General features: G+C 72.7%; 19 protein-coding genes. 7 read left to right on the top strand and 12 right to left on the bottom strand.

What is annotated here, in order from left to right:
- Positions 1-413 precede the first annotated feature (413 nt).
- The 3 genes from OG429_RS25650 (at position 414) to OG429_RS25640 (ending at position 6397) form a co-directional block, all read left to right on the top strand.
- Positions 414-1154: a response regulator transcription factor gene (locus tag OG429_RS25650; RefSeq protein ID WP_328927608.1), complete on the top strand. Its 741-nt coding sequence runs from the start codon at positions 414-416 to the stop codon at positions 1152-1154.
- The gene (locus tag OG429_RS25645; protein ID WP_328927607.1) at positions 1151-2227 is read left to right on the top strand and encodes a HAMP domain-containing sensor histidine kinase; all 1077 of its coding nucleotides are present in this window, start codon (positions 1151-1153) and stop codon (positions 2225-2227) included. The genes OG429_RS25650 and OG429_RS25645 overlap by 4 nt, the downstream gene beginning before the upstream one ends.
- Positions 2228-2497: 270 nt before the next feature.
- Positions 2498-6397, top strand: a complete 3900-nt coding sequence (locus OG429_RS25640; RefSeq protein WP_328927606.1) for a multifunctional oxoglutarate decarboxylase/oxoglutarate dehydrogenase thiamine pyrophosphate-binding subunit/dihydrolipoyllysine-residue succinyltransferase subunit — start codon at positions 2498-2500, stop codon at positions 6395-6397.
- 61 nt (positions 6398-6458) lie between these two features.
- Here the strand turns inward: OG429_RS25640 and fxsT are convergent, their stop codons facing one another.
- The 7 genes from fxsT to OG429_RS25605 all read right to left on the bottom strand — a co-directional run bounded on the left by fxsT (position 6459) and on the right by OG429_RS25605 (position 18932).
- Positions 6459-9461: an FxSxx-COOH system tetratricopeptide repeat protein gene (gene fxsT, locus OG429_RS25635; RefSeq protein ID WP_328927605.1), complete on the bottom strand. Its 3003-nt coding sequence runs from the start codon at positions 9459-9461 to the stop codon at positions 6459-6461.
- 64 nt (positions 9462-9525) lie between these two features.
- Positions 9526-10782, bottom strand: coding sequence for an HEXXH motif domain-containing protein (locus OG429_RS25630; protein WP_328927604.1), 1257 nt, complete (start codon positions 10780-10782; stop codon positions 9526-9528).
- Positions 10779-12107 carry an FxsB family cyclophane-forming radical SAM/SPASM peptide maturase gene (locus OG429_RS25625; RefSeq protein ID WP_328927603.1) on the bottom strand — a complete coding sequence of 443 codons (1329 nt, stop codon included), beginning with the start codon at positions 12105-12107 and terminating at the stop codon, positions 10779-10781. The genes OG429_RS25630 and OG429_RS25625 overlap by 4 nt, the downstream gene beginning before the upstream one ends.
- A 127-nt stretch (positions 12108-12234) precedes the next feature.
- Positions 12235-12408 (bottom strand): FxSxx-COOH cyclophane-containing RiPP peptide, encoded by a 174-nt coding sequence (fxsA, locus tag OG429_RS25620; RefSeq protein WP_328927602.1) that lies wholly within the window; start codon positions 12406-12408, stop codon positions 12235-12237.
- Positions 12409-12529: 121 nt separating this feature from the next.
- Positions 12530-15796: an SAV_2336 N-terminal domain-related protein gene (locus OG429_RS25615; RefSeq protein WP_328927601.1), complete on the bottom strand. Its 3267-nt coding sequence runs from the start codon at positions 15794-15796 to the stop codon at positions 12530-12532.
- A 6-nt stretch (positions 15797-15802) separates the two neighbouring features.
- Positions 15803-16849, bottom strand: a complete 1047-nt coding sequence (locus OG429_RS25610; protein ID WP_328927600.1) for an AAA family ATPase — start codon at positions 16847-16849, stop codon at positions 15803-15805.
- 22 nt (positions 16850-16871) lie between these two features.
- Entirely contained in the window at positions 16872-18932 is a 2061-nt protein-coding gene (locus tag OG429_RS25605) for a VMAP-C domain-containing protein (protein WP_328927599.1), read from the bottom strand.
- 130 nt (positions 18933-19062) lie between these two features.
- On the opposite strand from OG429_RS25605, the gene OG429_RS25600 reads away from it, so the two are divergent.
- A complete protein-coding gene (locus tag OG429_RS25600) occupies positions 19063-19251 on the top strand; it encodes a DUF6104 family protein (protein WP_328927598.1) in 189 nt (62 codons plus the stop codon).
- Between the two features lie 80 nt (positions 19252-19331).
- On the opposite strand, the gene sodN is transcribed toward OG429_RS25600, so the two are convergent.
- The gene (gene sodN, locus OG429_RS25595; protein WP_030709803.1) at positions 19332-19727 is read right to left on the bottom strand and encodes a superoxide dismutase, Ni; all 396 of its coding nucleotides are present in this window, start codon (positions 19725-19727) and stop codon (positions 19332-19334) included.
- A gap of 171 nt (positions 19728-19898) precedes the next feature.
- Here sodN and sodX point away from each other — a divergent pair, with 171 nt between their 5' ends.
- Positions 19899-20321: a nickel-type superoxide dismutase maturation protease gene (gene sodX, locus OG429_RS25590; RefSeq protein ID WP_328927597.1), complete on the top strand. Its 423-nt coding sequence runs from the start codon at positions 19899-19901 to the stop codon at positions 20319-20321.
- Here sodX and OG429_RS25585 read toward each other — a convergent pair.
- Complete coding sequence (locus tag OG429_RS25585) at positions 20225-20854, bottom strand: CGNR zinc finger domain-containing protein (RefSeq protein ID WP_328927596.1); 630 nt, start codon at positions 20852-20854, stop codon at positions 20225-20227. The two genes, sodX and OG429_RS25585, sit on opposite strands and share 97 nt — an antisense overlap.
- 67 nt (positions 20855-20921) lie before the next feature.
- Here OG429_RS25585 and OG429_RS25580 point away from each other — a divergent pair, with 67 nt between their 5' ends.
- Positions 20922-21710 carry a class I SAM-dependent methyltransferase gene (locus OG429_RS25580; RefSeq protein WP_328927595.1) on the top strand — a complete coding sequence of 263 codons (789 nt, stop codon included), beginning with the start codon at positions 20922-20924 and terminating at the stop codon, positions 21708-21710.
- Between the two features lie 71 nt (positions 21711-21781).
- On the opposite strand, the gene OG429_RS25575 is transcribed toward OG429_RS25580, so the two are convergent.
- From OG429_RS25575 to OG429_RS25565, 3 genes are read right to left on the bottom strand one after another with little or no spacing between them, the layout of a single operon-like run.
- On the bottom strand, positions 21782-22546 hold the full coding sequence (locus OG429_RS25575; protein WP_328927594.1) for an amino acid ABC transporter ATP-binding protein: 765 nt from the start codon (positions 22544-22546) through the stop codon (positions 21782-21784).
- Positions 22546-23487 carry an amino acid ABC transporter permease gene (locus tag OG429_RS25570; protein WP_405678568.1) on the bottom strand — a complete coding sequence of 314 codons (942 nt, stop codon included), beginning with the start codon at positions 23485-23487 and terminating at the stop codon, positions 22546-22548. The genes OG429_RS25575 and OG429_RS25570 overlap by 1 nt, the downstream gene beginning before the upstream one ends.
- Positions 23488-23525: 38 nt before the next feature.
- Positions 23526-24485, bottom strand: coding sequence for an ABC transporter substrate-binding protein (locus tag OG429_RS25565; protein ID WP_328927593.1), 960 nt, complete (start codon positions 24483-24485; stop codon positions 23526-23528).
- A 524-nt stretch (positions 24486-25009) separates the two neighbouring features.
- Between OG429_RS25565 and OG429_RS25560 the strand changes: the two genes are divergently transcribed.
- Positions 25010-26212: an NAD(P)-dependent malic enzyme gene (locus OG429_RS25560; protein WP_328927592.1), complete on the top strand. Its 1203-nt coding sequence runs from the start codon at positions 25010-25012 to the stop codon at positions 26210-26212.
- Positions 26213-26230: the final 18 nt, after the last annotated feature.

The following is a 26230-nucleotide window of genomic DNA, read 5'->3' as shown; positions in this document are numbered from 1 at the left end:
GGCCTGTTCGAGGACCCGTACGTGGATCCGGACACGGCGGCCGAGTGGTGGGCCGGGCCGGTTCCACGGCTCCGGGGGCCGCGGCGCGGCGTCACTCACCGACGGTCCTGACAAATCCGGAGGGATTCCTTCCGCTCTCCGCGAAACTCTCCGCGAAACCGGAGCCGTACCTGCGCAACGTGGACAAGGCCGTCGCGGGACGGGCTGTCGTCGCAGGGCACGCAGACAGCTGCGCGGGGTCCTCGCCCCGCCCGCCGGGAGCCGGTCCCGCGGGGGGTCCGGCGCCCGGTACATCCCGCCCTCTACCAGGATGATCAGCACAAATGCCCTGTCCGAACCCCGCATAGCCGCAGGCCGGTGCCTCCTCTACGCTGCACCCCACCACGCAGATCTTCATGGGGCGGGACCGGGACATGGAACAGACACACACCACCCACAACGGCGCCTCGGCGACCCCCGGCGCCCAGCGGCGCGTACTCGTCGTCGAGGACGACCACACCATCGCCGAGGCGATCGCGGCCCGCCTGCGGGCCGAGGGCTTCCAGGTGCAGACGGCCGCGGACGGCCCGGCCGCCGTCGCCGCGGCCGAGAGCTGGCTGCCCGAGCTGCTGGTCCTCGACATCATGCTGCCGGGCTTCGACGGCCTGGAGGTCTGCCGCCGGGTCCAGGCCCAGCGGCCGGTCCCGGTGCTGATGCTCACCGCCCGGGACGACGAGACCGACCTGCTGGTCGGGCTCGGGGTCGGCGCCGACGACTACATGACGAAGCCGTTCTCGATGCGCGAGCTGGCCGCGCGCGTCCACGTACTGCTGCGGCGCGTGGAACGGGCCACTCTGGCCGCGCACGCCCCGCGCGGGGCCACGCTGCGCCTGGGCGACCTGGAGATCGACCACGCGCAGCGCCGGGTCCGCGTGCAAGCCGAGGACGTGCACCTGACGCCGACCGAGTTCGACCTGCTGGTGTGCCTGGCCGGCACCCCGCGGGCGGTGCTCTCGCGGGAGCAGCTGCTGGCCGAGGTGTGGGACTGGGCCGACGCGTCCGGGACCCGTACGGTCGACAGCCACATCAAGGCCCTGCGCCGCAAGATCGGCGCGGAGCGGATCCGCACGGTCCACGGCGTCGGGTACGCCCTGGAGACCCCGGCGCAGGCGTGAACAGCACACCCGGGCAGCGCTCCGCCGGGGCCCTGCGGCCCTTCTCGCCGTTCTCGATCAAGACCAAGCTGGGCACCCTCGTGGTGGTCTCGGTCTTCATCACGACGGGCCTGCTGCTGGTGGCCCTGCGCACCGACACCGAGCTGCGGTTCATCACGGTCTTCTCGGTGATCGCCTCGATGCTGATCACCCAGTTCGTGGCGCACAGCCTGACGTCGCCGCTGGACGACATGACGACGGTGGCCCGGGCGATCTCCCACGGCGACTTCACCCGCCGGGTGCGCGGCGCGGGACGCCGGGACGAGCTGGGCGACCTGGCCTCCACGATCAACCTGATGGCGGACGACCTGGAGGCGGTGGACCGGCACCGCAAGCTGCTGGTCGCCAACGTCTCGCACGAACTGCGCACGCCGATCGCGGCGCTGCGCGCGGTGCTGGAGAACGTGGTGGACGGGGTCTCGGCCGCCGATCCGGAGACCATGCGCACGATGCTGAAGCAGACCGAGCGCCTCGGCCGGCTCGTGGAGACGCTGCTGGACCTGTCCCGGGTGGACAACGGCGTGGTCCCGCTGCGCGCCCGCCGGTTCGAGGTGTGGCCGTACCTGTCGGGGGTGCTGAAGGAGTCGGCGCTGGCGGCCGCGGGCCGGCCGGGGCTGTCCAGCGGCTCCGGCGGGCACACCCGCAACGACGTGCACCTGCACCTGGACGTGTTCCCGCCCGAGCTGACGGCGTACGCGGACGCCGAGCGGCTGCACCAGGTGGTGGCGAACCTGATCGACAACGCGGTCAAGCACAGCCCCCCGCACGGCCGGGTCACGGTCCGCGCGCGGGCCGGCGACACGCCCGGCAGCCTGGCGCTGGAGGTGCGGGACGAAGGTCCCGGCATCCCGGAGGCGGAGCGGCACCGGGTCTTCGAGCGGTTCAACCGGGGCAGCGCGCGCGGCGGCGACGGCGGTACGGGGCTGGGCCTGGCGATCGCCCGCTGGGCCGTGGAGCTGCACGGGGGGCGGATCAGAGTGGCCGAATCGTCACGGGGCTGCCGCATCCTCGTCACGCTTCCGGGCAGCTCGTAGGCGCTGTGTTGACGTAGGGTTCGAGTGGGAAGGACATGATCTCGGCCACACGTACCCGGGGTCCGTCAGGGGTGCGAAGCCATGAGGCCGCAACCTCGGTGCCCCCTACCCGAACCACACGTGTTTCCCGCCATTCCAGGCGATGAAACCCGCCGTTCGATGTGACCTACGCGACGGAAGTCCCGCCCGGTCTGCATCTCGCGGTCCAGGAGGCGTAGCCTTTATTCCCGCTGTCCATACCTTGTGAAGCGGAAGAGGGCGGTTGCCGCCGTGTCGCCACAGTCCCCCAGTAACTCGAGCACCACGACCGAAGCAGCAGGGGGCGGGAAGAACCCCGCCTCAGGCTTCGGCGCCAATGAGTGGCTCGTCGACGAGATCTATCAGCAGTACCTCCAGGACCCGAACTCGGTCGACCGGGCCTGGTGGGACTTCTTCGCCGACTACAAGCCGGGGGCTGCCGCTCCGGTGAAGTCCGAAGAGCCGAAGAAGACCACTGCGACGACGGACGGCGCCTCCGCACAGGCCGCCACCACCGTCACCGCAGCCCCCCAGGCCGCCGACGCCGCCGCCACGGGGGCGGCGAGCGCCGGTGCGAGCACCCGCTCCACTGGAGCGGCTGCCACCGCGCCCTCCGCCGCGCCCACGCCTGTGTCAGCTCCTGCCCCTGCTCCTGCCACCCCCTCTGGTGCCCCTGCTGTGACTGTCACCTCCCAGGCCCCGGCCGCCGCACCGGCCGCGCCCGCCTCCTCCGCCGTAGCCGCTCAGAAGGCCGCGCCCGCCACCGAGGCCCCCGCGGGCCCCGAGCTGGTGACGCTCCGCGGCCCGGCTGCCGCCGTCGCGAAGAACATGAACGCCTCGCTGGACGTGCCGACGGCCACGTCCGTCCGCGCCGTCCCGGTGAAGCTGCTGTTCGACAACCGCATCGTCATCAACAACCACCTCAAGCGCGCCCGGGGCGGGAAGATCTCCTTCACCCACCTCATCGGCTACGCGATGGTGCAGGCGATCAAGGCCATGCCGGCCATGAACCACTCCTTCGCGGAGAAGGACGGCAAGCCGACCCTGGTCAAGCCGGAGCACATCAACTTCGGTCTCGCGATCGACCTGGTGAAGCCGAACGGCGACCGCCAGCTGGTCGTCGCCGGCATCAAGAAGGCCGAGACCCTCAACTTCTTCGAGTTCTGGCAGGCCTACGAGGACATCGTCCGCCGCGCCCGTGTCGGCAAGCTGACGATGGATGACTTCACCGGCGTCACCGTCTCGCTGACCAACCCCGGCGGCCTGGGCACCGTGCACTCCGTGCCCCGCCTGATGCCCGGACAGTCGGTCATCATGGGCGTCGGCTCCATGGACTACCCCGCCGAGTTCCAGGGCACCTCGCAGGACACCCTGAACAAGCTGGGCATCTCCAAGGTCATGACCCTGACCTCGACCTACGACCACCGGGTCATCCAGGGCGCGGCCTCCGGCGAGTTCCTGCGCATCGTCGCGAACCTGCTGCTCGGCGAGAGCGGCTTCTACGACGACGTCTTCGAGGCGCTGCGCATCCCGTACGAGCCGGTCCGCTGGAACCGCGACATCGACGCCAGCCACGACGACGACGTCACGAAGGCCGCCCGCGTCTTCGAGCTGATCCACTCCTACCGGGTCCGCGGCCATGTCATGGCCGACACCGACCCGCTGGAGTACAAGCAGCGCAAGCACCCCGACCTCGACATCACCGAGCACGGCCTCACCCTGTGGGACCTGGAGCGCGAGTTCGCGGTCGGCGGCTTCTCCGGCAAGTCGATGATGAAGCTCCGCGACATCCTCGGCGTGCTGCGCGACTCGTACTGCCGCACCACCGGCGTCGAGTTCATGCACATCCAGGACCCCAAGCAGCGCCGCTGGATCCAGGACCGCATCGAGCGTCCGCACACCAAGCCGGAGCGCGAGGAGCAGCTGCGCATCCTGCGCCGCCTGAACGCGGCGGAGGCCTTCGAGACCTTCCTGCAGACGAAGTACGTCGGCCAGAAGCGCTTCTCCCTGGAGGGCGGCGAGTCCGTCATCCCGCTGCTCGACGCCGTCATCGACTCGGCCGCCGAGGCCCGCCTCGAAGAGGTCGTCATCGGCATGGCCCACCGCGGCCGCCTGAACGTGCTCGCGAACATCGTCGGCAAGTCGTACGCGCAGATCTTCCGCGAGTTCGAGGGCAACCTCGACCCGAAGTCCATGCACGGCTCCGGCGACGTCAAGTACCACCTGGGCGCCGAGGGCACCTTCACGGGCCTGGACGGCGAGCAGATCAAGGTCTCGCTCGTCGCCAACCCCTCCCACCTGGAGGCCGTCGACCCGGTCCTGGAGGGTGTCGCCCGCGCCAAGCAGGACGTCATCAACAAGGGCGGCACGGACTTCACGGTCCTCCCGCTGGCCCTGCACGGCGACGCGGCCTTCGCGGGCCAGGGTGTGGTCGCCGAGACGCTGAACATGTCGCAGCTGCGCGGCTACCGCACCGGCGGCACCGTGCACGTGGTCATCAACAACCAGGTCGGCTTCACCGCCGCCCCGGAGTCCTCGCGTTCGTCCATGTACGCGACCGACGTGGCCCGCATGATCGAGGCGCCGATCTTCCACGTGAACGGCGACGACCCGGAGGCAGTGGTCCGCGTCGCGCGGCTCGCCTTCGAGTTCCGTCAGGCGTTCAACAAGGACGTGGTCATCGACCTCATCTGCTACCGCCGCCGCGGCCACAACGAGTCCGACAACCCGGCGTTCACGCAGCCGCTGATGTACGACCTGATCGACAAGAAGCGCTCGGTGCGCAAGCTGTACACCGAGTCCCTCATCGGTCGCGGCGACATCACGCTGGAAGAGGCCGAGCAGGCGCTCCAGGACTTCCAGGGCCAGCTGGAGAAGGTCTTCGCGGAGGTCCGCGAGGCCGCCGCGCAGCCCGCCGTCGGCGCCCCGGTGCCGCCGGCCCAGGTCGCGCAGCAGTTCCCGGTCACCGTGAACACCGCGATCTCCCAGGACGTCGTCAAGCGGATCGCCGAGTCCCAGGTCAACATCCCCGAACACGTCACCGTCCACCCGCGTCTGCTGCCGCAGCTGCAGCGCCGTGCGGCGATGATCGACGAGGGCACCATCGACTGGGGCATGGGCGAGACCCTGGCCTTCGGCTCGCTGCTGATGGAGGGCACCCCGGTCCGGCTGTCCGGCCAGGACTCCCGCCGCGGCACGTTCGGCCAGCGCCACGCGGTCCTCATCGACCGGGAGACCGGCGAGGACTACACCCCGCTGCAGTACCTGTCGGACGAGCAGGCCCGTTACAACGTCTACGACTCGCTGCTCTCCGAGTACGCGGCCATGGGCTTCGAGTACGGCTACTCGCTGGCCCGCCCGGACGCGCTGGTCCTCTGGGAGGCCCAGTTCGGTGACTTCGTCAACGGCGCGCAGACCGTCGTCGACGAGTTCATCTCCTCGGCCGAGCAGAAGTGGGGCCAGACTTCCGGCGTCACGCTGCTCCTGCCGCACGGCTACGAGGGCCAGGGCCCGGACCACTCGTCCGCGCGCCCCGAGCGCTTCCTGCAGATGTGCGCGCAGGACAACATGACGGTCGCGATGCCGACCCTGCCGTCGAACTACTTCCACCTGCTGCGCTGGCAGGTCCACAACCCGCACCACAAGCCGCTCATCGTCTTCACCCCGAAGTCGATGCTGCGTCTGAAGGCGGCGGCGTCGAAGGCGGAGGAGTTCACCACCGGTTCGTTCCGTCCGGTCATCGGCGACGCGACGGTGGAGCCGAACGCGGTCCGCAAGGTCGTCTTCTGCGCGGGCAAGGTCTACTACGACCTGGAGGCCGAGCGGCAGAAGCGCGGCATCACGGACACCGCGATCATCCGCATCGAGCGGCTGTACCCGCTGGCGGGCGCTGAGCTCCAGGCGGAGATCGCCAAGTTCCCGAACGCGGCGAAGTACATCTGGGCCCAGGAGGAGCCGGCGAACCAGGGTGCGTGGCCGTTCATCGCGCTGAACCTGATCGACCACCTCGACCTGGCGGTCGGCGCGGACGTCCCGGCGGGCGAGCGCCTGCGGCGCATCTCGCGCCCGCACGGCTCGTCGCCCGCCGTCGGCTCGGCGAAGCGCCACCAGGCGGAGCAGCAGCTCCTGCTGAACGAGGTCTTCGAGGCCTAGTCGCCGCGCGGCCCAGCAGTGGAAGGCCCGGCCCCCTCACGGGGAGCCGGGCCTTCCGGCTCTACGGCTGGGGCTCGAAGTCCCAGTACGGGCGGGCCTGCTGGCGGGCCGAGACCGTGTGGACGTGTTGCGGGCCCAGTGTCCGGATGAGGCCCTTGATGCCGGCCTCCTCGTGCTTGCCGGCCTCCGCGTCCTCCCGTACCGACCGCAGGTCCGCGGCCAGCGCGATCTGCGCGCTCAGCGTCATGGGGTGGTCCGGGCCCAGCACCTGCTCGGCGGTGCGCAGCGTCTCGCGGCTCAGGTCCAGCGCGTCTTCCAGGCGCCCGGTGATGTTGCGGTGTCCGGTGGCGTTCAGGGCGCAGCCCAGCGTCCAGGGGTGCCGGTCGCCCAGTGCGCCCCGCATGCCGACCAGCGCCTGTTCGGCGAGCGAGAGGGCTTCGGCCCGCTCGCCCTGGGCCCGCAGCACCAGGCCGAGGTTGCCGACCGTGCCGATGCTGTACGGGTGGGCGAGGCCCAGCTGGGACTGGTAGCCGCGGACCACGTCCTCGGAGATCCGGCGGGCCTCGCCGATGTCCCCGTACTCCCTGAGGTAGGTGGCGTAGTCGGAGGCCACCATCAGCGTCCACGGGTAGTCGATGCCGAAGACCCGCGTGGCCCGTTCCCACACGGCCCGCAGCCGCATGCCCGCACCGGGGATGTCCCCGGAACGCCGCAGGCACAGCCCGAGGTTGTGCTCGGCGCGCAGGGTCTGCGGGTGGCCCAGCCCCAGCACCTGGGTGTTGAGCTTGAGCCCCTGCTCCTGCCGGGTCTGCGCCTCCCGGTAGCGGCCCATCATCCGCAGCCCCATGGCGCAGGCGATGCCGGAGGAGAGGGTGGAGATGTGCTGGGCCCGCAGCACCCGCTCGCGGCGGCGCAGGGTGTCCAGGTCGAGGTCGTAGGCGTCCTGGTAGCGGCCCAGCAGCCGGTAGGTGGCGGCCAGGTTGTTCTGGGCGCCGAGCGTCGTCGAGTCGTCCTCGCCGAGCAGCTCGCGGTACATGGCCAGGCAGTGCTCGAAGATCTTGCGGGCCGGCTCGAACTTGGCGATGCACAGCAGGACTCCGCCGTACGCGCTGCTGGCGCGCAGGGTCTCCAGGTCGCGGTCGCCGCGTTCGCCGGTGAGCCGGTCGGCGACGGCCTTGGTGAGGGTCTCGGCGCGGCGGAAGAGGCCGAGGTTGCGCAGCGCTCCGCCGTACTGGTAGCTGAGCTCGCGGACCTTGGGGTGGTCCTCGCCGAGCATGGCGCGCCAGGCGTGGTCGGTCTCCTCGGAGAGCCGCAGGCAGGTGCGGTACTCCCCGGCGAGGATCAGGTAGCGCAGGCAGTGCAGCAGGAAGGTCTGGATGCGCGGGTTGCTGCTGGTCAGCACCCCGGCGGTGGCCAGGTGCGGGATGAGCTCGGCGTAGCGGGGCCACAGCCGGGAGTCGGACGGCCGGCCGGGGTCGGCGGCGGCGAGGACCTGGCGGACGGCGCGGGAGAGCGGTTCGGCCTCGTCCTCGGAGAGGTTGTCCCGGACGATGCCGTGGACCATGCGGTGCAGCTGTACGGTCTCCAGCCCGCCGCCGCCCTCCTCCACGGGCAGGTCGGAGTACTCCAGGCGGACCACGGAGAACTGGACGAGCTTGTTGAGGGCCGCGTTCCACCGGATCTGGTCGTTGATCAGCCCGGCGAGTTCCTCGGGCACCTCGTCGGCGGGGAATTCGCGCAGCAGCCGCAGCGGCACCGGCCCGGGTGCGAAGAAGACGAACAGCCGCAGCAGGGCGAGGGCGTCGGGGAAGTTCTCCCGGACGTTGTTGAGCAGTATGGCCAGGGCCGTGGGGAAGGGCAGCGGGTAGTCGTCGGAGACGGTGACGGCCTCGCGGGAGTCCATCCGGCGCTGGAGCAGCGCCAGGTAGTCGCCGACGGTCAGCGGGGAGTCGGCGAGCCAGCCGGCGGTCTGGTCGAGGGCGAGCGGGTAGTCCTCCAGGGCCTCGGCGAGCTGGTCGGCCTCCACGGCGGTGAGCCGCAGCGCACGGCGCCGGATGAAGGTGATGGACTCGGGGCGGGCGTAGAGCGGTACTTCGACGAGGTTGGTGTGCCGGGAGGCCCACTCGCGGTTGCGGGAGGTGATGATGACGTCGCCCGCGCCGGAGGGCAGCAGGTCGGTGAGGTCGTCGGGGTTGTCGCAGCCGTCGAAGACGATCAGCCAGCGGCTGTAAGGGGATCCGCGCCGCAGTGCTTCCAGGACGGCGCGGATCTGCTCGCCGTAGCTGCCGGCGCCGCGCGGCAGGCCGAGGGCGGGGGCCAGGTCGGCGAGGCGTTCGCGCAGGGTGGGCCGGTCCTCGGCGGGGACCCACCACACCACGTCGTACTCGGAGGCGAAGCGGTAGGCGTACTCGGTGGCGACCTGGGTCTTGCCGACGCCGGAGAGCCCGAGCAGGGTGACGGTGGAGGCGCCGGCCGGGGCTTCGGCGAGCGCCGCGCGCAGGGTGCCGATGACGTCGTTGCGGCCGGTGAAGCGCGGGTTCCGGCGCGGGACCCGGCCCCAGATCTCGGGCGGGTCGTTGGGGAAGCGGGGGCCGCGTCGGCCGCTCTCGGTGCCGATCCGGTCGGTGGGCAGCTCCAGGCGGCGCAGCACGCGGTACTCCGCCTCGTACGCGTCCAGGCCCCACAGGTCGGTCTTCTCCAGGACGGCCACGGCGCTGGGCAGCGGGGAGTCGGTGAGGCAGACCGCCGCGAACCGGTCGCGGTGGCGGTCGGTCACCGCGCGCAGGGCGGTGTTCCACTCCTCGTCGGTGTGGGTCCCGGCCGAGAAGTAGCGTTCGCTGAGGACGAGGAGGACCCGGCTGCCGGAGCGGGCGAGGTCGTCGAGGGCCTGGGCGAGGCCGGGCCTGTTCTGCGGGTCCCAGCGCTGGAGGGCGACGCGGTGGCCGTGCTCCTCCAGCCGGTGGGCGATCCACACGGCCCAGGGCCGGTTGAACCCGGCGAAGCTGATGACGAACCGCTGCGGCCCAGCGGCTGAAATGGTCTGTTCCTGCCGACTACCGGTCATGCGGCCGTCTCCCTGAGATCCGGGCAGTGGACGGGATTGAAAAGGTACCTCAGCGGACGGTCCGTCAGCCTTGTGCGAACGGCGCGAGTTCGGGGTGTTCCGCGCACCAGGCGCGGCGCTCGCGGTCGACGGCCCGGCGGGCGGTGGCGTGCTGGTCCCCGGGGGGCGGGAGTTCGTCCATGGCCCGTTCGGCGGACCTCATCGCTTCGGTGAACTCCCGTCCCGCGGAGGTCAGTCGGTCGTCCGCGTGCAGTACGGGCAGGACGGCGGCGACCTGGGCGCGGATCCGGGCGTGCTGGGCCCAGGCGCCGCGTGCCCCGTAGAGGGCGGCGCGCTGCCAGTACCCGGCCAGGGCCAGGTGGGCGTAGGCGCCGTGGAGGAGTCCCTCCAGCGGGCGGGGGTCGGCGCGCCAGGGGGCCCAGTAGCGGGGGACGCGGTCGGCGGTGTGCAGGGTCAGGACGTCGGCGAGGGCGGTGAGCTTGCCGTGCTGGACCTCGTGCACGAGGGTGGCGGCCAGCGCGGGCGGAGCCTGTGCGCGGGCCAGTACGGAGCCGGCGGCCGCGGGCAGGGTCGCGCCGCTGGAGCGGGAACCTCCGGCGAGCGGTACGACGGAGCGCAGCAGCTGCACGGTCTCCTCGGCGCGGGCGGTGTCGTACCGCTGGAGCAGGGTGAGCGCGCCGGACCACTGGGTGTCCCAGCGCCGGTGTCCCTTGGAGGTGAGCCGGCGGGCGGGGCGTACGGGGGCCTGCTGCGCGGGGCCGGATGCCCGGTAGGGGTCGAGGTCGTCGAGGGCGGTCCGGCCGCCGGGGAGCGTGTGCAGGGGGAGGGTGACGGGGTCCTCGGGGTCCCAGGTGCGTTCGGTGAGGGCGAGCGGGCCCGGGCGGTCCGGGCGCAGGAGTCCGAGCGTGGGCAGGACGAGGCGGCCGTGCTGGGGGCGCAGGGTGTGGGTGAAGGAGATCCCGGCGCGCAGGGCGGCGGCGACGGCGAGGGCCCCGAGGTGGCCGAGGTCCGGCGGGGGGCCGTCCGGGGCGTGCAGGCGGCGCAGGGTCTCCTCGGCCCACACCCCCGTAGCCGGGTAGTGCAGGACGTCGCGCACGGCGGCGGGGGCGTGGCGTTCGGCCTCCTCCAGCAGGGCCCAGTGAGCGGCGGTCTCCCCGGACCGGCCGCCGGGGGCGGCGTCGAGGACCCCGCGCAGCAGGACCAGGCGCTTGGAGCGGCGGACGTCGCGGACCAGGCGGGTGCCGTCGGTGGAGGGCTCGGTGGAGGCGAGGGCGCGCAGGGTGCGGGAGGAGACGGAGAAGGCGGCGAGGGCGGCGGTCATGAGGCGACCGCCGGGGGGTGGGCCGCGGTGGCCGTGGACGCGGCCCGCTGGAGGGCCGCGGCGATGTGCCGGATCAGGACCTGGAGGTCCGCGCAGTACACGGAAGGCTGCCGGAATCCCTCGCCGGCGCGGTAGCGGTGCGGGTAGTGGCCGCCGCCGCACACGTCCACCAGCTCGCAGGCGCGGCACCCGGCGGCGAGCGCGTCCCGCCCGAGCTGGCGGGCGGCGAATCCGGGGTGGTCGAGGATCTGGTCGAAGCTGTGGGTGGCGAGGGTCGCCCCGGTTGCGGCGGCGCCCTCGTAGGCGGACTTCAGCGAATCGGCCTGTTCGATGGAGCCGTCGGTCTCGATGACGGCGGTGGCGGCGGGCGCGAGCCCGAGGGTCTCGGTGGCGGCGGGCAGGCCGAGCAGCAGCGCGATGATCTCCTCGAAGATCCGGATCCGGGTGCGTCGCACCCCGTCGTGCCACCAGCGTTCGAAGACGGCGAGGAGCCAGTCGGCGTACGGGGTCGCACCGGGCCGGTGGCCGGCCGGCGGGGAGCTCCAGTTGGCGAGCGGCAGCAGCAGCCCGAGGCTGGGCGGGGCGAAGGCGAGCAGGGACTCGTACGTCTCCACCGGGTCCTGGTCGAGGTCGATGACGCACAGCACCCCGGCGTAGCTGTCCGGATGCCGTGCCAGTAACCGCAGGCCGCGGGCGGCGGCGCCGAACCCGGGGCGCCCGGTGTGGTCGACGCGCCGGGCGTTGTGCGCGGGGAGGCCTCCGTCGAGGCTGACGCCGACGCGTATCCCGGCGGCGGCCAGCGCGGCGATCCGGCCGCGGGTGAGGAGGGTGCCGTTGGTCTGGACGGCGGCGGTGACCCGGGTGCGCGGGGCGGCCGCGGCCACGGCGGCCCGTACGGCCTCGACGGGCCCGGCCAGCTGGGCGGGCGCGGTGAGCAGCGGTTCGCCGCCGTGCAGTACAAGGTCGACGCGGGGCAGGTCGTGGGCGGCGGCGTGCTCGGCTATCCGCTCGGCGGCGCGGCGGGCGGTGGCCGGGGCCATGACGGCGGGCTGGCCGCGCCAGCTCTGGTCCGCCAGTTCGTAGACGTAGCAGTAGGTGCAGGCGAGGTTGCAGCGGCTGCGCGTCTTGAGCACGAACTGCCGTATCGGATGGGGCCGGTGGCCGGCGGTCCGCAGGGCGGGCACGTCGAGCCGGGTGTGGGGCCAGGGCGCGTGGCGGGCGTGGGCCTCCTGCGCGGCGTTGCGTCCGGGCGGCGCGGCGTCCTGTGCGGGCGGCGCCGAGTCCTGTGCGGGCAGCGCGGCGTCGCTCGTGCCGGTGTGCCTCATCGCCCGCGCCTCCCTCCCCCGGTGGCTGCTGGGAGGTACCCCAGCGACGGTCCATCCCTGCCCTTCGGACGGCCTCGGCTAACGGCGGAAAGCGGTCAAGTGGCGTGCGGCCCGCCACCGCGTCCGGTCAGGCGACGCCCGAGTCGAAGGCGTTGAGGATCTCGGCCGGATTGGTCACCCGCTCGACCATGCCCTCGATCACCTGGGCGAGCACGGGATGGTCGATCCCGCGCAGCGCCGCCAGATCCAGGCCGGAGAGATCCGGCAGCCCCCCGGAGCACCGCTGGACCACCACTGCCACATCCTGATCCTTCGTCACCATGGGCCGCCCGTCCCCCTCTTGCGTCGCACGTTCGATGGTCCACTGCCTTTTCCCCTCCCCCCGGCGCCCGGAAACGGGCGGACCGGGGGCGCAGGGCGGCTCAGAGGGCCGCCTCCAGGGCACTGATCCGCGCGGCGAGCGCCTCGGACCGCCCTTCGGCCCCCGCCTCGGCCGCCCCTTCCGCACCTGTGCCGATCCGCATCCACAGCTCCAGCGCGGAGCGGTACGCGTCCAGGGCCGCCCGGGGCCGGGCGAGGCGCTCCAGTACCTCCCCGCGCAGCTCCTGCACGCGGGCGGCCAGCGACACGGCGGTGCCCGCGGCCCGGCGCTCCTCGTGGTCGGCCTCCAGGGCGGCCCGCCAGGCCCGCCGGTAGGAGTCCGCCGCCCGGTCCAGGCGGTCCACGGCCCGGGTGTGGCCGTGGATCTCCTGCTGCACGTCCCCGTGGTCCCGCCAGGCGCGGGCCCTCTCCAGGGGGCTGCGGCTCTGCCGGACGGCGAGTTCCAGCAGGTACTCCGCCTCCCGCAGGTCCACCGGGTCCCCTTCGTAGGCGTGCCGCAGCCGGAGCCCCGCGGCCAGTCTCAGCAGCCGGTGCGCCGCCCCGGGGTCGGACTGCGGCACCGCCGCCCGGCTCTCGCGCAGCACGCGTACGGCGGCCCCGGTGAAGCGCCGCCCGTCGGCGGCCCGGGCCCGCTCCAGCAGGACGTCGCCCCATTCGGGCAGCAGCTCGGCGAAGGCCTCCGCGTCCCGGGGGATCAGCCGCCGGGCGCGGCCGTACGCCTCGGCGGCGTCCTCCAGGGCCGCCGGGTCGGCGTCCCGCTCGTGGCGCGCCCGGTGCACCCGCGCCAGGCACACCAGGGCCGCCACCCGCAGCTCGGCGTCGCCGCCGGCCTCCGCGAGGGCCGCGTCCAGCTCACCGGCCGCCTCCTCCAGCCGCCCGGGCAGGTACCGCAGGGCGCCGGCCAGCTCCACCCGCACCCGTGCGCGCCCTTCTCGACCGGCCGTGCCGTCCGTGGTCAGGGCGGTCGCGGCCAGCCGCGCCGCGGCCTGCTCGGCCAGGGCCGTGCGCTCGGCCGGGTCCGGGGTGTGGGGCAGCAGGGCCAGCAGGACGCGGCCCAGGGCCTGTTGGAGTCCGGGATGCGGCGGCGCGTCCACGGCTCCGCCGGGCGTGGGCCCGGCCAGCGGCTCCAGGGCGGCCCGCGCCTCGCGCAGCGCGCCCGGGTCGTCCCGCAGGGCGCTCAGCCGGATCAGGGTCTCGGCGCGGCGCACCGCGCAGTCCCGCCGCAGTGCGGGGTCGGCCGAGGCGCCGGCCGCCGCGAACTCCCGGTCGGCGGCGGCCAGCAGCTCCGCGTCGACCGACGAGGCCGTACGGGCGGCCGCCCGCGCCCGCTCGTACAGCACCCGGCCCCGCGCGAACCGGGCCGGCGCGGTGCGCAGGCCGGTCAGGGCCCGCTCGGCCTCGGCGAGGAGTTCCGGGTCCCGCTGGGCCGCCCACAGCCGCAGCAGCGCGCCCGCCAGTTCGGTCTCCGCCTCCTCCGGCGGATCGCCGGGCCCGGGCGGGGCCGTCACGGCGCGGCGCAGTACCGCCACGGCTTCGTACAGGGCGCGCGCGTCCCCGTCCGCGAGCCGGTCGCGCGCCGCGCGCACCGCGCCGGCCCGGCCGGGCGCCGGGGGCGCGGCGGGCTCGCGGACCGGCGGGTCCCCGTCCTCCGGCACCCCGGGCAGGTAGCGCCGTACCACCTTGGCCGAGACCTGGGCGAAGGCCTGCGGGAGCCGCCCGGCGGGCGTGCGCTCCGCGGCGTCCTCCGGCGCTGGTCCGGCCTCGGCGGACGGTGCTCCGGTGAGCTGCGAGACCGCGAGGGCGGGGAAGTTCCGTACGCCCCGCCCGAAGTGGGCCTGTACGTACTCCGAGCAGTGCTTGAGCACGAGGGCGGCCTCGTCCCGCCCCAGCGGCCCCAGCAGTACGTCCTGCACGCCGGGCGCGAACTCGTACCACTGCCCCGGCGCCTCCGCGCTGCGCCGCAGCAGCCCGCTCAGCAGCACCTCGGCCAGGTCCGAGGGCTCGGAGTCGGGCAGCATCGTGCGCTGCACCAGCCGCATGACGGGCAGCGTCAGCGGGGCCGCCGACAGGTAGACGGCCAGCTGTACGGCCCGGGGCGCGGCCGAGGACCTGAACCGCGCCACCAGCTCGCGCGGCGGCCGTACGGCACGCGGCGGCGGCGGGGGCGCCGCCGGGTGGGCGGCCAGCACCCGGCCCACCTCCGCCGGAACCGGGCCGGTGCCCAGCCCGGCGACGAGCCGGGCCCAGGCTCCGAGGGCTGTCGCGCCCGGGGGCAGCACGGGCACGGTCAGCCCGCCCACGAGCCGTCCGGGCAGCGGCGGCCGGTCCGACCGGAATTTCAGCTTCCCGCCGCTGCCCTCGACGCGGGAGAGCGTGCCCCGCTCGGTCGGCAGCCAGCTGCGGCCCCACAGCCGCTGCGGCAGCGGCTGCACGACCACGCACGGGGTGCACTCGGCCCACCGGTGCAGCAGCCGCTGCGCCGCGCCCTCGCGCCACAGCGGTCCGGCGCAGTCGGAGACCATCATGGTCAGGGCCCGCCCGGTGGGGTCGCGCAGCTGTTCCCCGGAGCGCAGCCCGGGGCCGGGCACGGGGCCGCGCCCGAGCGCGGCCGTACCGTCGGCGAGCCGGTGCAGGTAGTGCACCTGGACGTCCCGGAAGGCACCCAGCCGCTCGCACACGGAACGCAGTTCCTCGAACATGTCCTGCCACACCGCCATCGACGGCGACGCGTCCATCACCAGCCGTGCGGTCGCCTCGCGCCTGCTGTCGGGCCGGAGCACCGGGATGACCAGCCCGAGGGCCCGGGCGCTGGCCTCGGCGGTGGCCGACTCGTCGAGGACCATCCGGGTGGGCGGGGCGGGCGGGCGGTGCCGCTGGAGGGCGCGCAGGGCGCGCTGTATCTCCAGGATGCGTGGCAGCGCGGCCGCCCTGGGGACCCGTACGGGCACCCCGCGCTCCCCTGGCACCTCCCCCGCGAGCTCCGCCTCGGTCTCGCCGCCGCGGCGCGTCCCAGGCGGATAGAGCCTGACCGGATCACCGGCTTCCGGCTCCGCGCGCCCGGGATCCACGGGCGGACTGACCGGATCCTCATCCTCCGGTTCTGGTGCGGACGCCTCCGCACCCGGTGCGGGCCGCCCGGGCCCGCTGATCCGACCGGCCAGCCACAGCGCGTCGGCGAGCTCCTCGGCGGACGGATCGAGCCCGGCGCGGCGCAGCAGCACGGCCAGTTCGCGGATGCCGGACGGTCCGGCCGGGGGGCTTCCCGCGGGCGGAGGTCCGGCGGGCGGAGGTTCGTCGCGTGGCGGCACGGCCCGTCACCTCGGGCGGTCGAGTCGCTGGATGAGCAGGTCCGCGAGGTCCTCCCGGGTGGGCGGGGCGGCGTAGTGGGTCAGGTAGACGGCGTTGAGCAGCTGGTCGGCGGCGACCAGCTCGGACTGCGAGCGGCTGAGGAACTCCCGGATTAGGTCGGCCCCGAGCTGGGCGGCCTCTTCCCCGAGGTGGGCGCGGACCATGGTCGCGAGCCGCTTCTCACCGGGCTGCCCGAGCTTGAGCTGGATGCAGCGCCGCAGCAGGGCGGCGGGGAAGTCCCGTTCCCCGTTGCTGGTCAGGATGATGAAGGGGAAGGCCCGGCAGCGCACCCCGCCGCCCCGGACGGTCACCTTCGCCCCGTCGTCGGTGAGCACCTGCACCTCGGGCTCGGTGTCGGCGACCCGCTCCAGCTCCGGAAGGGCGAACTCCCCTTCCTCCAGGACGTTCAGCAGGTCGTTGGGCAGGTCGATGTCGCTCTTGTCGAGCTCGTCGATGAGCAGCACCCGGGGCCGCTCGGCGGGCAGCAGGGCGGTGCCCAGCGGCCCGAGCCGGATGTACTTCCCGATGCCCGGAGGCCGGCCGGCACCGGGCGCCCCGCCCTGCCCCCCGCCCACGGCTCCGCCGCTCGCGGCGATCTGCACGTCCTGGAGCCGGGCGAGGGCGTCGTAGCGGTACAGGCCGTCCTGGAGCACGGTCCGCGACACCACCGGCCAGCGCAGCACCCGGCCCAGCTTCAACTCGTGGGCCACGGCGTGCGCGAGGGTGGACTTGCCCGTTCCGGGAAAGCCCGTGACCAGCAGCGGCCGCCGCAGGTACAGCGCGGCGTTGATGGCCTCCAGCTCCTCGGGCTCGGGCCGGTGCAGCTCGGCGGCCTGCCGGTGCGCGCCGAGCCGCCGGGCGATGTTGCCGTCGGCCGTGCCGGCCCCGGCCGCCGCGCCCTCCTCGTCCACGGGCCCGCCGTCGAAGTCCCGCCACGGCGGCGGATCGGGCAGGGCCTCGATCCCGTCGTGGGGTTCGCCGACACCTCGGTATATGAGCCATTCGTCGTTCATGGGTGCTGCTCCCTCCTGCCGGTCACAGGTCCCCCTGGAGCGGCTCGTCCTCGGGCAGGGCGCGCGCGGGGTCGTCCCATACGAGCGTCGCCCCCGCCGCCCAGTAGGCGTCCGGGTCGGCCCCGTACGCCCGCCCCCGCAGCGCCTGCAACCGCAGCGGCAGCACCTCCGCCCGGCCCGCTTCGGCCAGTTCCTCCCGCAGCCCGCGGTGGAAGGGGGCGCACGACACCCCCGGATCCGCCGGGGGCCGGCGGCCCACCGCCATCCCGTACCCGGCGTCCCGCACCGCGTGCAGCGCCCCGAGCGTGGGCTCCAGCGCCGCCGCCCGGCAGTGCACCGGCACGGTGTTGTCCGGGAGCGCGGCCAGCCAGCCCGGCGCGGGGCTGCGCGCACGCCCCCGTACGCAGTCGGCCCGTTCGTCGAGCAGCGGCCCCGCCTGCACCCGGGCCCACCGGGCGGCCGCGGCGGGCGCGCCGCTTCCCTCCGGGTAGCGGAACACCACCGGCCGCTGCACCCCCAGCGGTACGCCGCCCACCAGCACCCATGCGTCCACGGGCACCCCGAACAGCTCCGGTTCGACGGCCACTTCGAGCACGGCCGCCGCCTCGTGGGTGTCGGAGGCCCGGAAGGCCTCGGCGAGCGGGGCCCGTAACACCTCGGGCAGCTCCCGCAGGGTGGCCCGTACGCCCGAATCCACCGCCCGCACCCGCCCGGGGTGGGCCGGGCCCGCCAGCACCGAGACCTTCCAGTCGTAGACGTCCTCCCAGCCGTGCGCCCACAGCTGCAGCAGGGCCGAGGCCCCGGTCGGCAGCCCGCCGGCCGGGCGGGCGGGACCCCGTACGGCACGCCCGGCCGAGGCCCGCCGGCGCAGCTCGCGCTCGGCCAGGCCCCGTTCGTGGCGCTCGCCGAGCTCCCTGCGCAGCGGCCGCCACAGCCGCTCGGCGGTGGCCCGTACCCAGTCCCACAGTTCCTCGTCGGCGCCCGGTGTGGGCGGCTCGCGGTAGTCGGCCACGCTCACGTCCGTCGCGTACCGCAGCATGGCCGCCGCCTCCCCTGCCCCGCCCGGCGGGTCGTGCAGCAGCCCCAGCCCGTCGCGCCAGCTCAGCGGGGCGAGCGGGTGCGGGTCCGGCTCCTCCCCGCGCGCCGCCTCCACCAGGGCCCGTACGACCTCGGAGGAGCCCGGCGGGGGCAGTTCGGCCAGCAGCCCGCACAGGGTGGTGCGCTCGCCGGGGGTGAGGCGGCCGCGCCCGGCGTACGGGTCCCCGTCCTCGGCCGGGAGTTCGTCGTGCACGTCCGTCCAGGTCCGCCGGCTGTTGAGGTCGCTGAGGTGCTGGTCGTAGTGGTGCAGGTCGTGGGCCTGCATGACCCGCCGGTAGAGCCCCGTCTGGCCGCGTGCGGGCATCGGCAGCGTGCGCAGCTGCGCGACCGAGACGGCGAGTCCGCCGGCCCCGGTGTGCCGGCGGGCCTTGACCACGCCGACGACCTCGCCGCGGGCCAGGTCCACCACGGGGCCCCCGGACATGCCGGGTTCGATCTCGTCGTCGTCGCCGAGCCGGATGGCCGCGCCGTTGCCCGCGGTGCCGCGGAGCCGGGTGGTGCGGCCCGTGATCTCGGGCGTGCCGAGGTCCTCGGTGCAGCCGAAGTACGCGACCTCCTCGAAGCGCGGCCGGGAGCGGTCGGTCAGCCAGACGCAGGCGTGCGAGACGGGGGCCAGGACCCGGATCAGCGCCAGGTCGGGCAGGTCCCACATGGTCCGCGGGCCGGGGCGCCGCTCCTCCAGCCGCTCGGGCAGTACGCACTCCACCCGCCCGGTGACGGTCCCGGTGGAACCGTTGCCCCCGGAGGAGAAGGTGATGCCGACCTCGCGCCCCGTCAGACGCACCGCAGCACCCCCTTCGCCGACGACGTGCGCGCACGTCAGGACCCAGCCGGGGGCGATGAAGAAGCCGCTCCCCCAGGTGGGGCCGGTCACAGGGGATCCATACCCGCCCGCCGGGGCGTGGACGCGTACGGTCGCGGCCTGTACGAGGGGCTCCAGAAGCTCGAAGGCGCGCGCGGAGCGGGCCGTGCGCCCTTCCGTCATTCGCGCCCCCTGCTCGTGAGACATCCAGGCTAGCGCCGCAGGCGCAGCAGGCGGGAGGTCTCACCGCAGAGCGGATTATCCTGGCGGGAAACACCCCCCTGCACATCCACATCACGGCACGGAGCCCGACTTGTACTTCACCGATCGCGGCATCGAGGAGCTGGAGAAGCGGCGCGGCGAGGAGGAGGTCACCTTCGAGTGGCTCGCCGAGCAGCTTCGTACGTTCGTCGACCTGAATCCCGACTTCGAGGTCCCGGTGGAACGCCTGGCCACCTGGCTGGCCCGCCTGGACGACGAGGACGACGACACGGAGGACTGACCTGGACACGAGAACGGCCCGGCTGCGCGCTGCAGTCGGGCCGTTCTCGTCAGGGTGCACCAGGTGCACAAGGCGCCGGATCAGGCGGCCTTGGTCTCCCAGAAGATGCGGTCGATCTCGGCGATGAGCTCAAGGGCCTTCGCGCCGGTGGCCGGGTCGTTCGACGCCTTGGCGGCCGAGAGGGCCTTCAGGGTGTCGTTGACCAGCGTGTGCAGCTGCGGGTACTTCTCGAAGTGCGGCGGCTTGAAGTAGTCGCTCCACAGCACCGAGACGTGGTGCTTGGCGAGCTCGGCGCGCTGCTCCTTGATGGTGATGGCGCGCGCGCGGAAGTCGGCGTCGTCGTTGGCCTGGTACTTCTCCTGCACGGCCTTGACGGACTCGGCCTCGATGCGGGCCTGGGCAGGGTCGTACACGCCGCACGGAAGATCGCAGTGGGCGGAGACCTTCGCCTTGGGGGCGAAGAGGCGGGAAAGCATGGAGTTTGTCCTCCTCGTGATCGTCTTCTCAAGGGGGAGATTACTCGCTCGGAATGCCGTTTTCGCGGTCGCCCCCATGGGCTTAGGACAAAAGTCCAGCGTCGTGGGCGGACCGGTGCGCGAATGTACGGGGCCTTACGGCAGCATGCGGGGGTGACGAGGAGGTCGGGAATGGTGGAGAGCGGGCACCCGCGGGGGCGCTTCGGACTGGTCGACGTGAGCGGGCCGTCGATGGTGCCGACGCTGGTCCACGGGGACCAGGTGCTGGTCCGGTACGGAGCGGCGGTCCGTCCGGGTGACGTGGTGGTGCTGCGCCACCCGTTCCAGCAGGACCTGCTGGTCATCAAGCGGGCGGTGGAGCGGCGGCCGGGCGGCTGCTGGTGGGTGCTCGGCGACAACCCGTACAACGAGACCGGCGACAGCACCGTCTACGGGCCGGTGCCCGACGAACTGGTGCTGGCGACGGCGGTCCTGCGCATCCGGCCGCGCGGGGAGGATCAGCGCTCGCTCAGGGCCCGGCTCTCCTGGGCGGTCTCGGCGGTGCGTCCGCTGCGGGCGGACTCCTCGGCCTCCAGCCGCTTGCGGGCACGGTAGGCGGCCACGTTGGCCCGGGTGGCGCAGCGGTCGGAGCAGTAGCGCCGGGAGCGGTTGGTGGAGGTGTCGAGGTAGGCGTTGCGGCAGGGCGCTGCCTGGCACAGGCCGAGGCGGTCGGGGCCGTGCTCGGTGACGTGGAAGGCCAGGCCCATCGCCGCCATGGCGGCGTATCCCGCGGAGGCGTTCGAGGGGTGCTCGGCGAGGTGGATGTGCCAGTCGGGGCGGCCGTCCTCGCCGATCGTCTCGTGGCCGGAGACCTGGGGGCTGACGGGGAACTCCATGAGCAGCGAGTTCAGCAGGTCGACCGCGAGGACGTGGTCCCCGCTGTCGGCGGCCTCGAAGACGGCGCGCAGCCGGCCGCGGACGTTGCGGAAGCGGGTGACGTCGGTGTCGGTGACCCGGCGGGCCATCTGCAGGCTTGCGCCGAAGAGGGCGCGGACGGCGTCCACCGAGGTCAACGAGTCCTTGTTGCGGGCCGGCTCCTCGGTGTTGACCAGGCTCACGGCGAAGTCCGAGTAATGGGCCAGTTCCACTTGTAGTCCTTACGGCTGCGGATTAGTGTCTCCGGTAACGGCTGAGACGTCTTCGAGGGTATTACGCATGGAGGGGTTCGTGATGGCGGATACGGCGGAAACCGGCACCGGTCGGCGGGCGTGGCAGGCATGGCAGGACAGCTGGGACCGGCAGCAGGAGTGGTACATGCCCGACCGCGAGGAGCGGTTCCGGGTGATGCTCGACATGGTCGAGGCCCTGGTCGGCCCCGCCCCCCGGGTCCTGGACCTCGCGTGCGGTACGGGAAGTATCACGGACCGCGTCCTCAAGAGGTTCCCGGAGGCCACCAGTACGGGCGTCGACCTCGACCCGGCGCTGCTGACCATCGCCGAGGGCTACTTCGCCGGGGACCGGCGGGTCACCTTCGTGACCGCCGACCTCAAGGACCCCGACTGGCGCGCGGCCCTGCCCCGCGCCACGTACGACGCGGTCCTGACGGCCACGGCCCTGCACTGGCTGCCGAGCAAGGAGCTCGCCGTCCTGTACGGGCAGCTGGCACCCCTGGTCAGGCCGGGCGGGGTGTTCATGAACGCCGACCACATGCCCGACCCGGCCACCCCCCGCATCGGCGCCGCCGAGCGCGCCCACCGGCACGCCGGCATGGACCGGGCCAAGGCGGCCGGGGCCGTGGACTGGCGCGAGTGGTGGGCCCTGGCGGCCGCGGACCCGGCGCTGGCCGAGCCGGTGAAGCGGCGCTTCGAGATCTACGGGGAGCACGCCGACGGCGACACCCCCACCGAGGCCTGGCACGCCGGCACCCTCCTGGACGCCGGGTTCGCCGAGGCCCGTACGGTCTGGCGCTCCCCCTCGGACGCGCTGGTCCTAGGTCTCAAGTAGGGACCGACACGCACATGCGTGAGGGGCGGTACGGGAAACCCGTACCGCCCCTCACCTGTCCGCGGGTGCGACTACAGCACCTTGGACAGGAACGCCTTCGTCCGGTCGTGCTGGGGGTTGCCCAGCACCTCGCGGGGGTGACCCGACTCGACGACCACGCCGCCGTCCATGAAGACGAGGTTGTCGCCGACCTCGCGGGCGAAGCCCATCTCATGCGTGACCACGATCATGGTCATGCCCGACTCGGCCAGGTCCCGCATGACGTCGAGGACGTCACCCACCAGCTCCGGGTCGAGCGCCGAGGTGGGCTCGTCGAAGAGCATCAGCTTCGGCTCCATGGCGAGCGCGCGGGCGATCGCCACGCGCTGCTGCTGGCCGCCGGAGAGCTGGGTGGGGTAGTTCCCGCCCTTGTCGCCGAGGCCGACGCGGTCCAGGAGGCGTACGGCACGCTCGCGCGCCACCGCCTTGGACTCGCCCTTGACCATGACCGGGGCTTCCATGACGTTCTCTATGGCCGTCATGTGCGGGAAGAGGTTGAAGCGCTGGAAGACCATGCCGATGTCCCGGCGCTGGGCCGCGACCTCGCTGTCCTTCAGCTCGTAGAGCTTGTCGCCCTTCTGGCGGTATCCGACGAGCTCCCCGTCGACGTACAGCCGTCCGGCGTTGACCTGCTCCAGGTGGTTGATGCACCGCAGGAAGGTCGACTTGCCGGAGCCGGACGGGCCGACCAGACAGAAGACCTCACGCGGGGCGACCTCCAGGTCGATGCCCTTGAGGATGTGCGCCGCACCGTAGGACTTGTGGACGCCCTCGGCCTTCACCATGGCAGTCGTCATCAGGCCACCGCCTTGCGGTTCGAGAAGCTGGACAGTTTCGCCTTGACCTTCTGGAACGGCGTGGGCGGCAGGGAGCGGAGCGCACCACGGGCGTAGCGGCGCTCCAGGTAGTACTGGCCGACGCTGAACACGCTGGTCAGGGCGAGGTACCAGATCGACGCGACGAAGAACATCTCCATCACCGCGAACGAGGTGGACGCGATGTCCTGGGCCGCGCGCAGCAGGTCGAAGTACTGCACGGCCACGACGAGCGACGAGGTCTTGAGCATGTTGATGAACTCGTTGCCCGACGGCGGCACGATCACGCGCATGGCCTGCGGCAGCACGACCCGGCGCATGGTCTGCATGCGGGTCATGCCGAGTGCGTGCGAGGCCTCGGTCTGGCCCTCGTCGACCGACTGGATGCCGGCGCGGACGATCTCCGCCATGTACGCGCCCTCGTTGAGGCCGAGGCCCAGCAGGGCGGCCAGGAACGGCGTCATGACCTGGGTCATCTCGTCCTTGTAGAACCCGAGGTTCAGGATCGGGAAGATCAGGGCGAGGTTGAACCAGATGAGGAGCTGCACGTACACCGGGGTGCCGCGGAACAGCCAGATGTAGAACCAGGCGATGGTGCTGGTCACCGGGTTCTTCGAGAGGCGCATGACGGCGAAGAGGACGCCGAGCACCAGGCCCAGGGCCATGGACGTGATGCTGATCCAGACCGTGTTGACCACACCGCGGAGGATGGTCGGGTCGAACAGCTTCTCCGGCACGGTGGCCCAGCGCACGTTGCCCTGCGAGAAGGCGAACGCCAGGGCCACGACCAGGCCGATGACGACCACGCCGCTGATCCAGCGGCCGTAGTGGCGGACCGGGATGGCGCGGATCGCCTCGGGGTGGGCGGTACCGGCCGGCGGGGTGTCCGCCGGGTCCGGGACCTTGTCGAGCTTGTCAGTCACAGTGACTGCCCTTCAGTGTGCTGCGGTCTGCGCGGAGGTCAGGAGCCTGCGTTGGTCTTGGCCTCGGTCACGGCGCCGGAGCCCGCGTTCCACTTGTCCAGGGCGGCCTTGTACGTGCCGTCCTTGATGACCGCGTCGAGGGCTTCCTTGAGCGCGTCGCGCAGCTCGGTGTTCTTCTTGTCCACTGCGATGCCGAAGAGGCCGGCGTCGGTCGGGTTGGCAACGGCCTCGAAGTCGTTGCCGCCGCCCGCGGTCTGCGCGATGTACGCGGCGACCGGGGAGTCGTTCAGGTCGGCGACGGCGCCGCCGGCCTTCACACGGGTCTGGGCCTCGGCGTCGGTCGGGAAGGACTCGATGGCGACCTCGCCCTTGCCGGCCGCCTTGCACTTCTCGGACTGGTCCTTGGCGGACTGCTCGTACGTCGTGCCGCGCTGGACGGCGACCTTCTTGCCGCACAGGTCGTCGAGGGTCTTGATGCCCTCCGGGTTGCCCTTCTTGACCAGGATGCCGGTCGAGGCGGAGAAGTAGTCGACGAAGTCGACACCGGCACCGGTCTTGGCGCCCTTGTCGTCCAGGCCCTCCTGACGGGCCTTGGTGTCGGTGAGCGAGGACATGACCAGGTCGCTGCGGCCCGTCTGCATGCTGCCGATCAGGGTGTCGAAGGTCCCGGACTCGAACTTGAACTGGACACCGAGCTGCTTGGCCAGGGCCGCCGCCACGTCGGGGTCGACACCGACGATCTTGCCGCCCTCGGTGAACTCCATCGGCGCGTAGGTCGCGTCCGTACCGACCTTGATGACACCCGCGTCCTGGATCTTCTTCGGAAGCTTCGAGAAGAGCGGCGCGCTGCTGTTCGCCTGGCCCGACGGGGCCGTGGAGGCCTTGTCGGTCTGGTCGCCACAACCGGTGAGGACCAGGGCGCCGGCAACCGCGATCGCGCCGACCGCGGCGATCCGGGACCGGGCGGCGGTCGTACGACGGGTGATGCTTGCGGTCATGAGCTGGTTCCTCCGGCTGGTGGAAAAGCACCGAAAAAAGGTCGAGCACGCACCATCGAGTGTCGCGACCTTGTGTGATTACGGCATCTTGCCATTCGGACTGGCGCATTCAGGGTGCTCGTGAGGTCAAAATCAGATAACGGACACCCCGGGCTACCCAACAGGACTGCGGGCGAAGCCCCTCGGAGCCACAGAAAACGCTGCGACCAGGCACTTCGGGCTCACTATTTACGGCACGTCTCGCCCATTGGACACAGACGTTTGGACTTTTAGCCAAAACCAGGACATGCAGCCTATGGTCGAGCAGGAATCGACTCGTCTGGGTGAGCGTTCATCCGGTAGAACAGATCCTTACACCCCTCATCCGGGGCTCAGGGCGCGCGTGCGGCGCGCCCGCGCGTACGAACCTCCCCTTCGCGGAGACGGGCCAACCGTCGATGCGGAGTACGGACGCGGTGCCCGCCCACCCCTTAACCAGGAGTGGCCACCCTCAACGATTCAAAGGACTTAAGGGGTCACACACAGTGGCAGCGGAGATCTTCAACCCTCGCAGTGACAGCGTGACGGACAACAACCCGGACGCGGTGTTCGCGCTGCACCGGGGCGGCAAGATGGCCATCCAGGCCACGGTGCCGGTCAACGACAAGGACGACCTTTCCCTCGCGTACACCCCCGGCGTGGCGAAGGTGTGCACCGCCATCGCCGAGCAGCCGGAGCTGGTGAACGAGTACACCTGGAAGTCCAACGTGGTCGCCGTCGTCACCGACGGCACGGCCGTGCTCGGACTCGGTGACATCGGTCCCGAGGCCTCCCTCCCCGTGATGGAGGGCAAGGCGATTCTGTTCAAGCAGTTCGGCGGCGTGGACGCGGTCCCGATCGCGCTCGCGACCAAGGACACGGACGAGATCATCGAGACGGTCATCCGTCTCGCGCCGTCCTTCGGCGGGGTGAACCTGGAGGACATCTCCGCACCCCGCTGCTTCGAGATCGAGCGCCGCCTGCAGGAGGCGCTGGACATCCCGATCTTCCACGACGACCAGCACGGCACGGCCATCGTGACGCTGGCCGCGCTGCGCAACGCCGCGAAGCTCACCGGGCGCACGCTCGGCGACCTGCGCGCCGTGATCTCCGGCGCGGGCGCCGCGGGCATCGCCATCGCCAAGATCCTGGTCGACGCGGGCATCGGCGACGTCTGCGTGACGGACCGCAAGGGCGTCGTGTCCGCCGACCGCTCCGACCTGACGGACGTCAAGGCGGAGATCGCGGGCCTGACCAACCGGACGGGCCAGACCGGCTCGCTGGAGCAGGCCCTCGCGGGGGCCGACGTCTTCATCGGCGTCTCCGGCGGTACGGTCCCCGAGGAGGCGGTGGCCTCGATGGCGAAGGACGCGTTCGTCTTCGCCATGGCCAACCCGAACCCGGAGGTCCACCCGGACGTCGCGCACAAGTACGCGGCGGTCGTGGCCACGGGCCGTTCGGACTTCCCGAACCAGATCAACAACGTGCTGGCGTTCCCGGGCATCTTCGCGGGCGCCCTCAAGGTGCGCGCCACCCGGATCACCGAGGGCATGAAGATCGCCGCCGCTGACGCCATCGCCGGTGTCGTGGGTGACGAGCTCTCCGCCGACTACGTGATCCCGTCGCCGTTCGACGAGCGCGTGGCCGAGGCCGTCGCGTCGGCCGTCGCCGCCGCGGCCAAGGCCGACGGCGTGGCCCGTCTGGTCTGACCGCAGCGCCGAGCTGTA

This window comes from Streptomyces sp. NBC_00190 (genome assembly GCF_036203305.1).
Lineage (GTDB): Bacteria > Actinomycetota > Actinomycetes > Streptomycetales > Streptomycetaceae > Streptomyces.
The sequence above is the reverse complement of the archived record's forward strand: the minus strand, read 5'-3'. Positions and strand labels throughout refer to the sequence as shown.

Bases quoted from the DNA above. Each gene is read 5' to 3' on its own strand.
- OG429_RS25650 (WP_328927608.1), top strand. From the start codon at position 414: ATGGAACAGACACACACCACCCACAACGGCGCCTCGGCGACCCCCGGC.
- fxsT (WP_328927605.1), bottom strand. From the start codon at position 9,461: ATGACCGGTAGTCGGCAGGAACAGACCATTTCAGCCGCTGGGCCGCAG.
- OG429_RS25630 (WP_328927604.1), bottom strand. From the start codon at position 10,782: ATGACCGCCGCCCTCGCCGCCTTCTCCGTCTCCTCCCGCACCCTGCGC.
- OG429_RS25625 (WP_328927603.1), bottom strand. From the start codon at position 12,107: ATGAGGCACACCGGCACGAGCGACGCCGCGCTGCCCGCACAGGACTCG.
- OG429_RS25610 (WP_328927600.1), bottom strand. From the start codon at position 16,849: ATGAACGACGAATGGCTCATATACCGAGGTGTCGGCGAACCCCACGAC.
- OG429_RS25605 (WP_328927599.1), bottom strand. From the start codon at position 18,932: ATGACGGAAGGGCGCACGGCCCGCTCCGCGCGCGCCTTCGAGCTTCTG.
- sodN (WP_030709803.1), bottom strand. From the start codon at position 19,727: ATGCTTTCCCGCCTCTTCGCCCCCAAGGCGAAGGTCTCCGCCCACTGC.
- sodX (WP_328927597.1), top strand. From the start codon at position 19,899: ATGGTGGAGAGCGGGCACCCGCGGGGGCGCTTCGGACTGGTCGACGTG.
- OG429_RS25580 (WP_328927595.1), top strand. From the start codon at position 20,922: ATGGAGGGGTTCGTGATGGCGGATACGGCGGAAACCGGCACCGGTCGG.
- OG429_RS25575 (WP_328927594.1), bottom strand. From the start codon at position 22,546: ATGACGACTGCCATGGTGAAGGCCGAGGGCGTCCACAAGTCCTACGGT.
- OG429_RS25565 (WP_328927593.1), bottom strand. From the start codon at position 24,485: ATGACCGCAAGCATCACCCGTCGTACGACCGCCGCCCGGTCCCGGATC.